The sequence below is a fragment of the Globicatella sp. HMSC072A10 genome, from assembly GCF_001811625.1.
Taxonomy (GTDB): Bacteria; Bacillota; Bacilli; order Lactobacillales; family Aerococcaceae; genus Globicatella; species Globicatella sanguinis.
Genome location: NZ_KV805760.1, coordinates 1 through 10,122, shown reverse-complemented (window position 1 = coordinate 10,122; position 10,122 = coordinate 1). Strand labels below are relative to the sequence as shown.

Genomic DNA, 10,122 nt, shown 5'->3' with positions numbered 1-10,122 from the left:
CAAATTGGGTAATCTTATTGTAACTTTTATATCATTTTCGCTTCGTCTTAATCACTTCTCCAATGTATAAGGAAACTAACCCTGTTTATAATTAATTTTTCCCTAGCCTTATGCTATTTCTTTATAAAAAAATAGCTAAGCAAAAAAACGATATGCTTTTTGCCTAGCTTAAGGGAAATTATATTTCTTCTGCGTCTAAATTCACTTCACCTTGTGGTGTCATCATTTTAGCGACGGTTTGTTCTGCTTCAGTCAATGTTTTTTGACAATATTGACTCAATTCAATTCCTTCTTTAAAAGATGCCAAAGCTTCTTCTAAGGGTAATTCACCACGTTCTAATTGTTGCACAATTTGTTCTAATTGTGTTAATGCGGCTTCAAAATTTTCTGGTTGCTTTGCTGTTTTTTTAGTTGCCATTTATTTATCTCCTTTAATTTGTTCAATAGAATTAACAGTTGCATTAATCTTGCCATCCAATAGTCGTATTTCAACATCATCTTGCTGCTCTAAGCGCTCGACTGATTTAACGACATTTCCATCTTTAGACACAACCGAATAGCCTCTAGCTAAAATATTTAAGGGACTATAGGCTTCGAGTTGGACGACTCCTTGCTTAAACTGATGTTCTTTTTTATTTAATAAGAGTTGCATCGAATAAGCCATGCGTTCAGTCATCCGCTCTACCAATTGACTTTGCTGATTAATTCGATAGGCTGGCGAAGCCGATCCTAATTTTTGACTCGCTAACTCTACTTGATGTCGTTGCTTTTGCAAATATTTTTGTTGATGTTGCCATAAAGCCGTTGTTAAATTATCCAGTTGTTGAGTGTAGGCTTGATATAACCGTTCCGGTTGGGTCAAAATATAAGATTGCTGGACATTTGATAAGCGTTTTTGCTTATGTTTAAATTGGGCATTAATGGCATAGATCAATCGTTCGGATTGACCATTTAAATAGGCTAAGATATCAGTCATAACGGGCACTGACATTTCCGCAGCTGCTGTTGGAGTTGGTGCTCTTAAATCAGCTACTAAATCAGCAATCGTCGTATCTGTTTCATGACCGATGGATGAAATGACCGGTATCGGACAATCTAATATGGCTTTTGCTACAACTTCTTCGTTAAACGGCCATAAATCTTCTATTGAGCCTCCACCACGCGCGAGAATCACCGTATCAAACTCACTGGCTAAGTTTTTGACTTTATCAAAGGCTGCCGCAATTTCACCGGCTGCTTCTTGTCCTTGTACCCTGGTTGGAAAGACCGTTACTTGAACAATCGGATAGCGCCGTTTGATCGTTGTTAAAATATCGCGAATGACCGCTCCACTTGGGCTCGTAATTACCGCAATTTTTTTAGGAAATTTTTCAATCGGTCGATTTAAAACATCAAATAAACCTTCTTTTCTAAATTTCTCTTTCAGCTGTTCTAGAGCTTGGTAAAGTGCTCCTACCCCATCAGGCTGCAAGTTTTCAATGGTGATTTGATATTGGCCACTTTTTTCATATAAACCGACTCGCCCGACCGCAAGGACTTTCATTCCTTCTTCAAGTTTGAACGGAAGTTTATTAAAGGCATGTTTGAACATGACCGCATTAATTACGGCACCATCGTCCTTTAAACTAAAATATTGATGAGCATTCGGTCGCATCCTGAAATTCGATACTTCTCCCACAACAAAAACTCTTTGTAAGTGAGGATCAACATCAAACTTTCGTTTTAAATATTGAGTGAGGGCTTTGACCGTTAAATATTTTTCGTTCAAAAGAACACCTACTTTCTAAAGCGTTTGATAATCAATATCATGTTGACGACAAGCACACTCCAATGTTTGTTCCATTAACATCGCAACCGTCATCGGTCCCACACCACCTGGAACGGGCGTAATGGCACTGACCATGTCTTCAACTTCTTCAAATGCAACATCTCCCGCTAAACTGCCATCAGGTAAACGATTAATCCCGACGTCAATAACAACTGCACCTGATTGAATATGTTCCTTCGTTAAGAGTCCCGGTTTACCGGCCGCCACGACGATAATATCCGCTTGTTTAGTATGAGCTTTTAAATCTCTCGTTTTAGTATGACAAACAGTAACAGTTGCATTCTCATGTGTTAGAAGCATTTGTAATGGTAAACCAACGATTAAGCTGCGCCCAATGATCACAACATTTTTTCCTGACAAAGTAATATCTTGGGCTTTTAATAAATTCAAAATTCCTTTAGGCGTGCACGGAATTACTGTCGCTTGATTGGCGATTAATTTTCCTAAATTATAGGGATGGAACCCATCGATATCTTTGTCTGGGCTAATGCGCTCAATCATCTTACGTTCATCTAAATGTTGAGGTAAAGGTAATTGAACAATCATCCCATTCACTTTTGAGTCGGCATTTAATTCATCTATTTTAGCGATTAATTCGGTTTCTGGTACCGTCTCAGGGAATTTTACCCATTCAAAATCAAAGCCGATTTGATGAGCTTTCTTTTCCTTTTGGCCGACATAAACTTGGCTAGCTGGGTCTTCACCAACCGTTATTACTACCAATTTTGGCGTCACTTGATGATGATCTTTTAATTTTTGCGTTTTTTCTTGGAAGATGGTTAACAATTCTTTTGAACGTTTAGTTCCGCTTAGTAATATGGTCAAATAAAGCACCTCTTTTTTTATAATCATTAAGTCATATTATACACGATATAGGGTAATATTTCATTTTTCAATGTTGTCATTTTTAATAAAGCGCTTAATCTACTGCTTAGTTTGTGATATAATATACATACTAATAGTGAAAGGAAGTTTTTTATGAAGCAGTCAATCATTTCAATCCTTAAATATGAAACATTTATCTCACCGGGTGCTTTTTTCCATTTGAAAACCGATTGGTTCCAAACCGATCAAGAAATCAAAACCATCATTATTGACCAAGATAATCTCTATTCGAAATTACTCTCAATTTATCCTAAAGATTTTGTGATGTATTTAGAACAAGATAAAAACGGTTCACTTTATCGCACCAATATGCCTTTAACACTATGTGAAGAAGAAGGTTATTATACGATTGAATGGCCGAACGATTAAATAACACTCATTATTTCATCGCCTACCAAAAGTCTGACTCTACTTCAAAAAACTCGTACCTTGTGCCTGCTTTTATTGCAAAACAAAGTACGAGTTTTTAATGATTTTTCATTAACTATTAAAAAGTGTTAGCTTTATTAATTACGATTCAATGAAGGTATAAAGCTGAAGTTGTATTATTAATTCACACATCTTCTGGAAAAATAAATAAAACTAGGTAATGTAGGAATGTTATATTTTTCTAAAACCATTTAATTTCATAATTTTCTATTCCAGCCTCTGAAAAAATATAGCGTAATGCATTTAATGTTCTGTTTTTAAAATTATTTTCTTGTTCTTCTGAAACTTTATTTCCCCAAAACATCTCCATGATTATTTTATCATCTTCAAAAATAGCGGGATTTTCTACCATGTCTGAATCAGTATCAATGGCGTTTCTTAGAGCAGTAATAATAGTAATCATTGGAACTACTATTCTTTTCAGTTCGTCTGATTCTTTCTTAAATGTTAATATCAGTTTCATTTTTCCTCCTATACAAGATAACTTTTATTTTATTATATTCTACATGATAATAAAATTAAAAACAACTGGGAAATTTAAGGGAAATGCAATGCTTTTTAATAACTTTTAATAATGTGTTTTTATTTAAAAACATTATACAGTAAAAAAACTTTAAATGATGTTTTGCTTTTACGCAATTATAAGGACTTTATCTTATTTAAAAATAGTAACTAAAGCTTGAATAGCTTGATCAATTTCATCAAGCTCTAGCCCACCATAACCTAAAATATAACTTTTATCGAACCGATTCTTTAATTGAGCATAGTGGTTGACCGGTTGTAAGCGAATCTTATTTTCAGCTAGCCTAGCTTGAATCACGTCAGTCGGTGGAATCTCGCCCTCAAAGGTAATAATGAAGAAAAGTCCAGCCCCTGCTTCCTTAATGGTTAGGGGGAGTTGGGTTTGGTGAAGCGCTGCTAGCACCGCTTTTTCCTTACGACGGTAATTAGTTCGCAGGCTATTAATATATTTAGGAAAATAAGCAGAATTGAGAAAATCAGTCATTAAATATTGTTCAAAGCTAGAAATATCATTGGTTTTTAATTTAGCTTGATGGAATTTTTTCATTAACTGATTGGGTAAAACTAAATATGACAGCTTAAAAATTGACCCCATACTTTGACGAAAAGCCCCTAATAATATGACTCGCCCTTGGTCGTCCAGACTGGTCAAAGCAGGAACAGGACGGCCCTTAAGGCGGAACTCATTATAGTAGTCATTTTCAATAATATAACGGTTTTCTGCCTGATAGGCCCATTTTAATAAACGCTGACGTCGACGCATCCCCATGATAATGCCAGTGGGAAACTGATGATTGGGAGTAGTAATCACGATGTTAGCGGAGGTAGTCTCCAAATCTTTAACCGAGAAACCATATTTATCAATCGGAATTCGAATAGTCTTTTGCTGATAATCTGTAAACAAATCTAAATTTTTATAATAACCAGGATCTTCTAAGGCATAAATCCCATCTTCTAATAAGGCAAATATAGTCTGTAAGCTAGCCGTATGCCCCCCTGTAATGATGATATTATCAGGTGAAGTCATCACTCCTCGGTATTTACGTAAATAATCAGCAATAGCCAAACGTAAAGAGAAAGCTCCCAAGTCATCTTTTAAATTACAATTAACTACGCTTTTTGCTAGCGCTTCGGGTGCATACTGCAATAATTGTTTAGGATTTAAAGTAGCCATATCACGGTTGGCAAAGTGAAAATCATAAGTATATTGGCGGGATTTACTTATGATAGAGTCCTCGTGTTTTAGTGGCTTTGTCTCAATTTCCTCAGAAGGTAGCATATCAATTTCTAGTAAATCTACATAATAACCAGATCTTTCCTTCGGCACGATATAACCTTCATCTGTCAGTTGGTCATAAGCGTTAATGACCGTATTAAGACTGACTTTTAAATGATCTGCCAAAGCTCGCCGTGAAGGAAGTCGGTCACCACTTTTTAAATGTCCTTGGGCAATTTGCCGGATGACTTCATCGACTATTTGTAAGTACAGGTGTTGGTCTTCGTTAAAGTTCACCGTAAACATGTTTTTCCTCCTCTCGTCTCATCCATTATACAACAAAAAACTATCTGGACCCATAAAAATATTTATTTTTGCATCTTAAGAAACATCCAAAAGAATGTTAAAGTGGAGACATTATTTATAAAGGAGCAAACAAGATGAAATTATCAATTGAAGAAGTACATAAACAATTAGCGGGTGGCGTCATCATGGACGTGGTAAATGTGGAACAAGCAAAAATTGCTGAAGCAGCAGGTGCCGTAGCGGTCATGGCTTTAGAAAGAGTTCCTGCAGACATTCGAGCTGCTGGTGGTATTAGTCGGATGAGTGACCCTCGAATGATAAAAGAAATTCAAGCAGCAGTTTCGATACCAGTCATGGCGAAAGTAAGAATTGGTCACTTTGTCGAAGCTCAAATCTTAGAAAGTTTACAAATTGACTATATCGATGAATCAGAAGTCTTATCAGTAGCTGATCATGTTTATCATATTAATAAACAACAATTTGAGACACCTTTCGTTTGTGGAGCTAGAGATTTAGGTGAAGCTTTACGCCGTATTCAAGAAGGGGCTAAAATGATTCGTACTAAAGGTGAAGCCGGAACGGGGGATGTCAGTCAAGCGGTTAGTCACTTAAGAAAAATCCATGAACAAATCCGCTATGTGGTGTCGCTACAAGACGATGAGCTCTTTAACCATGCTAAGGAATTAGGCGTCTCTTATGATTTATTAAAGCAAGTCCATGATACGGGTAAATTACCTGTATTAAACTTTTCAGCTGGCGGGGTAGCAACACCTGCGGATGCGGCTTTAATGATGCAATTAGGTGCTGAAGGAGTTTTCGTTGGTTCAGGTATTTTCAAATCAGGTAATCCAGAAAAACGTGCCAAAGCCATAGTTGAAGCAGTAGCCAATTATAAAGATGCTGCCAAATTAGCTGAAGTCTCAACTGATTTAGGCGAAGCGATTGTAGGTATTAATGAAGACGAAATTAAAGTCATCATGTCTAACCGTTAATCATTAAAAGCAAGTGTTTCAAAAGTCAGTGATGATGTGCCCCCCGAAAGTTTGCGTTAAAAACTAACTTTATGGGGGGCATTTTATGGTTACAAATTTAAACTACATGTTATGGAAGAATATTTTGAAGGAATATGAAGTTATATAGCACTAGCGAATAGATATAGGATTTCTACTAAAAGTCTGATAGAGAAATGGATTAATAACGATAAGATTTATGGGCAAAATAGCTTATAACCTAAAGAAGGAAAAACTAATGATTGCTCATTTCACAATGTTTCATTTTCAAAATGCGTTCAGATATTTTCATCTGAAAAGTAATTGAACAATGTAAGCATTCAAAACGCACTATAACATCAAAATAGAGGCAAATTATCCAATTTTTTGTTTTCATAAATTTTCACGGTGTCTCAAAATGAGACACGAAAACGGCCCTTTTTGAGTGTTATTTTCATTTTCATAAAATTTAGAAAAATAATCCGCTAAACTTTATATATTCTTAATAATTAAGCAAAATATGTCTCAAAATGAGACACGAGCTTGTGAATGAAAATAATCTTAGCAAAATTCTCAGATGAAGTGGGTTTTTAAATTGATTTCACAAACAATTATCATCATAAATCAAAAAACATCCGGAATTAAATCGCATGCTAGTTGATTCGTTACTTGCTTTCTTAAGAGTGTCACTTGCTTCGTTAAGTCTATTGGCTCAATAATTAAATTTACCACGCTATTGGTGGCTAACCTCACCCATTAAATGACTCACTATCAAACATCTTTTGAAGTTTTATTGTATGGACTTAAAAATCGTGGTAGGGAAAAAATTTCCCGTCAATGAAAGGAAGCCTCCAGATACAAAAATAAAATTTAACTATTTGGCAGACATAAAATCGATAAATTCACCAAAATGTTGGGCCCAATATTGTTCATGATGTTTTTCTCCAATCATAATCCGTAACCAAGTATTTTCAATCGGTACACCTTGAGCCAATAAAGTTGCATAGTAATTTAAAGAACAATCTACATATTGTTGATTCCGCCTTTGTTCTAATTCAGGGTCAGCTAAACCATCGGTCTCCTCCGTTCCTACTTGAAGATAGACTTTCGTATTTTTAGCTAAGGGATGTCCCTTGATAAACTCTAAAAATTCCCCTTCATTAAACCATGAAGCTAAAGAAAAAACACCGATTTTTCCAAAGACAGTTGGATATTTAGCTGCCAGATAAGCCGTAATCAAACCGCCCATTGAACTGCCCGCTAACCAGGTATGTTCTGCCTCCACTAAAGTGCGATATTCTTGGTCAATGAAAGGTTTCACAACTTTCACAAGCCATTCGCCATAATGACTACCGTCGCCTCCTGCTGTTGTCATTTGACTGTGATGTGTTGAATCAAGTTGCCAAGGTGAATATTCATCTAGTCTTTTTTCAGGATGATTATCAATGCCGACAATGATCATTGGAGGACGATGATGATGCTCGTTGTACGCTTCAATCACTCGCCAAGAATGACCAACGTACGATTCTTCGTCAACAAAGACATTTTGCCCATCATGTAAATATAGTACCCCGAAACGTTCGGTGACACTCGCTTGATATGCTTCTGGTAACCAGACACGAATTCGTCTATTTTCTTGATAATAAGCTTGATATAAATAATGTTCTTGTAAATTCATAATTCACTCCCCTTTTCTACTATTTTTAGTATACAATGATAATAATGAAACTGCATACAAATTGATTAGATTGGAGATAATAAAAATGACACTTGAAAGACATTATTCAGTACAAGAGGAACATTCTGCTCACAACATGGGATCAGGTGGTATGAATGTTTTAAGTACCCGATGTTAGTAGCCTATTTAGAAAATATCAGTTATTTATATTGTCAACAATTATTATCTGAAGGCATGACCACTGTTGGTTCACAAATTAACGTTGACCACCTAGCCCCTACCCTGATTGGTGATGAGGTTAGAATCAAGATTACAACTGTCAAACAAATGAATCGTCGCTTTGAATTTGAATTAGAAGCTTTTGATTCAAAGAAGCAAATTGCTCGTGCAACGCATACACGTGTCATTGTAGATGAAACAAAATTTATGGAGCGTCTGTAAGTGAGTCCGGTCGAGGCTGGGCATAAACTTGATAAAGTTAGTTAAGATTATTGTTCGTTAATAAAAAGCGCAGTGGTTGAGTGGTCTCAATCTGCGTCTTAAAGAAGTAAGGCATAAATTTGATAAATTCAATCAACTTATTGATCGTTGAATAACAACGCAGTAGTTGAGTGGTATCAACCTGCGTCTTAAAGTAGCTGGGAATAATCTTGAAAAATTCAGTCAAACTAGTGCTTATTCATTAAGAGCGCAGTGGTTGAGTGGTATCAACCTGCGTCTTAATGACTTGTTCGATGCCTACTCAACTGTGCGGGGGTGGACAGACGAAGTGAAAATCATCCGATTTTCTACTTCTGGTCCACTCCCAACTTTGCGGGGGTAGGCCGACGAAGCGAAAACCAACTGATTTTCTGCTTCTTGCCCACTCCCTTAATTCGATTGGATGAATTCTTTATTAGTAATAATTTGTGCGTTTTCTTGCACTAACTCTACGAGTGTCATATCATGGGTCACGATTAACACCATAACACCTTCTCGTCGCAGTTCTTCAATGAGTTTCGAAAATTCTAATGTATTCGCTGGATCTAAAGCTGAAGTCGGTTCATCAAAACATAATAATTGCGGGCGCATCATCATCGCACGAATAATCGCCACTCGTTGTTTTTGTCCTCCCGATAAAGTTGAGGGATAAACATCGCACTTATCCGCTAAACCAAAGCGCTCTAGCCAGCTAATCGCTGCTACTGTTAACTCTTTTTGGGGAGCTAACTTGTTCACTTTGGGTGCAAATAATAAGTTCTCTAAGACGGTCATTTGTGGAAACAATTGGTAATCTTGAAATACTAACCCTATCGCTCGTTGATAATTTTTTTGTTCGGCTTTACTAGGTTCACCATTTTCAGAAATTAAATCATAACCTGCTAACTCTATCGTGCCCTGATCCGCTGTCTCCAAAGCATTTAACATACGTAAGATGGTCGTTTTTCCACTCCCCGACTCGCCTACTAATAAAGTGAGGTCGCCTGGTTGCATCATTAAATTAAAATTTTGACAAATCAATTGGGTGCCAAAACTTTTACTTAGATTTTTTACAATTAATGTCATAACTTACACCCCCATTTTCTTCTCGATTTGTTTCAAAATAACAGTCGTCACGCCGGTAAAGATTAAATAGATAATCCCCACATAAACATACGGTAATAAGGATGCTTGTTGATTGGACAAAGCTTTACCGACTTTTAATAATTCTTCTAAACCTAAAACATAGATTAAAGAAGTATCTTTAATTAAAGTGATAACCTCATTTCCAATTGATGGCATCACAATGCGCCATACTTGCGGTAAAATGATTTTACGCCATCCAGCTAGTGGCGAAATCGAAAGAACTTTAATCGACTCAAATTGACCAATAGGCACTGTTTGAATGCCTCCACGAAAAATTTCAATAAAATAAGCAGTATAATTTAAGACTAGTGTTAAAACGGCTGATTCAAAACGATCCAACACCACTCCTATTAAGGGAAGTCCAAAAAAGACAAACATCATTTGCAGTAATAAAGGTGTCCCTCTAAAAACATAAATATAGACTTGCATGAGTGCTTGTAACCACTTGGGTAAATAACGATTCAAAACCGCTAATAATAATCCTAAAGGTAAACTTAATACCAAAGTAATCACGAAAAATTGTAACGTCACACTAAAGCCTCGTCCTAGTGGCTCTAACCATTCTATCCCCATCTTAATTGCTCCTAGTCTTAAATTTTATCTACTATTAACCACCATTAAACGCTGTAGTCCAGCTAACCCAAAGAAAATTAACTCTTGCCTA

At 36.3% G+C, this 10,122-nt stretch carries 11 protein-coding genes; 3 read left to right on the top strand and 8 right to left on the bottom strand.

The window, feature by feature from the left end; all coding sequences use genetic code 11:
* Positions 1 to 178: 178 nt before the first annotated feature.
* The 3 genes from xseB to folD are packed head-to-tail and all read right to left on the bottom strand — an operon-like array spanning position 179 to position 2,653.
* Complete coding sequence (gene xseB, locus HMPREF2811_RS07370) at positions 179 to 418, bottom strand: exodeoxyribonuclease VII small subunit (protein ID WP_066124527.1); 240 nt, start codon at positions 416 to 418, stop codon at positions 179 to 181.
* Positions 419 to 1,768 (bottom strand): exodeoxyribonuclease VII large subunit, encoded by a 1,350-nt coding sequence (gene xseA / locus HMPREF2811_RS07365; RefSeq protein WP_071408780.1) that lies wholly within the window; start codon positions 1,766 to 1,768, stop codon positions 419 to 421.
* Positions 1,769 to 1,783: 15 nt separating this feature from the next.
* Positions 1,784 to 2,653 carry a bifunctional methylenetetrahydrofolate dehydrogenase/methenyltetrahydrofolate cyclohydrolase FolD gene (gene folD, locus HMPREF2811_RS07360; protein ID WP_210386559.1) on the bottom strand — a complete coding sequence of 290 codons (870 nt, stop codon included), beginning with the start codon at positions 2,651 to 2,653 and terminating at the stop codon, positions 1,784 to 1,786.
* A 153-nt stretch (positions 2,654 to 2,806) separates the two neighbouring features.
* Here folD and HMPREF2811_RS07355 point away from each other — a divergent pair, with 153 nt between their 5' ends.
* Positions 2,807 to 3,082: a hypothetical protein gene (locus HMPREF2811_RS07355; protein WP_066124534.1), complete on the top strand. Its 276-nt coding sequence runs from the start codon at positions 2,807 to 2,809 to the stop codon at positions 3,080 to 3,082.
* A gap of 241 nt (positions 3,083 to 3,323) precedes the next feature.
* Here HMPREF2811_RS07355 and HMPREF2811_RS07350 read toward each other — a convergent pair whose 3' ends face one another.
* A complete protein-coding gene (locus HMPREF2811_RS07350; RefSeq protein WP_071408778.1) occupies positions 3,324 to 3,605 on the bottom strand; it encodes a hypothetical protein in 282 nt (93 codons plus the stop codon).
* A gap of 192 nt (positions 3,606 to 3,797) precedes the next feature.
* The gene (locus tag HMPREF2811_RS07345; RefSeq protein WP_071408777.1) at positions 3,798 to 5,186 is read right to left on the bottom strand and encodes a MocR-like pyridoxine biosynthesis transcription factor PdxR; all 1,389 of its coding nucleotides are present in this window, start codon (positions 5,184 to 5,186) and stop codon (positions 3,798 to 3,800) included.
* 134 nt (positions 5,187 to 5,320) lie between these two features.
* Here HMPREF2811_RS07345 and pdxS point away from each other — a divergent pair, with 134 nt between their 5' ends.
* Positions 5,321 to 6,178 (top strand): pyridoxal 5'-phosphate synthase lyase subunit PdxS, encoded by an 858-nt coding sequence (gene pdxS, locus HMPREF2811_RS07340; protein WP_071408776.1) that lies wholly within the window; start codon positions 5,321 to 5,323, stop codon positions 6,176 to 6,178.
* Positions 6,179 to 7,049: 871 nt separating this feature from the next.
* Here pdxS and HMPREF2811_RS07335 read toward each other — a convergent pair.
* Positions 7,050 to 7,853, bottom strand: coding sequence for an alpha/beta hydrolase (locus HMPREF2811_RS07335; protein ID WP_071408775.1), 804 nt, complete (start codon positions 7,851 to 7,853; stop codon positions 7,050 to 7,052).
* Positions 7,854 to 8,024: 171 nt separating this feature from the next.
* On the opposite strand from HMPREF2811_RS07335, the gene HMPREF2811_RS07330 reads away from it, so the two are divergent.
* Positions 8,025 to 8,294: a thioesterase family protein gene (locus tag HMPREF2811_RS07330; protein WP_084802055.1), complete on the top strand. Its 270-nt coding sequence runs from the start codon at positions 8,025 to 8,027 to the stop codon at positions 8,292 to 8,294.
* Positions 8,295 to 8,723: 429 nt separating this feature from the next.
* Here HMPREF2811_RS07330 and HMPREF2811_RS07325 read toward each other — a convergent pair whose 3' ends face one another.
* The gene (locus HMPREF2811_RS07325; RefSeq protein ID WP_071408774.1) at positions 8,724 to 9,398 is read right to left on the bottom strand and encodes an amino acid ABC transporter ATP-binding protein; all 675 of its coding nucleotides are present in this window, start codon (positions 9,396 to 9,398) and stop codon (positions 8,724 to 8,726) included.
* A gap of 3 nt (positions 9,399 to 9,401) precedes the next feature.
* Positions 9,402 to 10,031 carry an amino acid ABC transporter permease gene (locus HMPREF2811_RS07320; RefSeq protein WP_071408773.1) on the bottom strand — a complete coding sequence of 210 codons (630 nt, stop codon included), beginning with the start codon at positions 10,029 to 10,031 and terminating at the stop codon, positions 9,402 to 9,404.
* Between the last annotated feature and the right edge of the window lie 91 nt (positions 10,032 to 10,122).

Bases quoted from the DNA above. Each gene is read 5' to 3' on its own strand.
- xseB (WP_066124527.1), bottom strand. From the start codon at position 418: ATGGCAACTAAAAAAACAGCAAAGCAACCAGAAAATTTTGAAGCCGCA.
- HMPREF2811_RS07355 (WP_066124534.1), top strand. From the start codon at position 2,807: ATGAAGCAGTCAATCATTTCAATCCTTAAATATGAAACATTTATCTCA.
- HMPREF2811_RS07350 (WP_071408778.1), bottom strand. From the start codon at position 3,605: ATGAAACTGATATTAACATTTAAGAAAGAATCAGACGAACTGAAAAGA.
- HMPREF2811_RS07345 (WP_071408777.1), bottom strand. From the start codon at position 5,186: ATGTTTACGGTGAACTTTAACGAAGACCAACACCTGTACTTACAAATA.
- pdxS (WP_071408776.1), top strand. From the start codon at position 5,321: ATGAAATTATCAATTGAAGAAGTACATAAACAATTAGCGGGTGGCGTC.
- HMPREF2811_RS07335 (WP_071408775.1), bottom strand. From the start codon at position 7,853: ATGAATTTACAAGAACATTATTTATATCAAGCTTATTATCAAGAAAAT.
- HMPREF2811_RS07330 (WP_084802055.1), top strand. From the start codon at position 8,025: ATGTTAGTAGCCTATTTAGAAAATATCAGTTATTTATATTGTCAACAA.
- HMPREF2811_RS07325 (WP_071408774.1), bottom strand. From the start codon at position 9,398: ATGACATTAATTGTAAAAAATCTAAGTAAAAGTTTTGGCACCCAATTG.
- HMPREF2811_RS07320 (WP_071408773.1), bottom strand. From the start codon at position 10,031: ATGGGGATAGAATGGTTAGAGCCACTAGGACGAGGCTTTAGTGTGACG.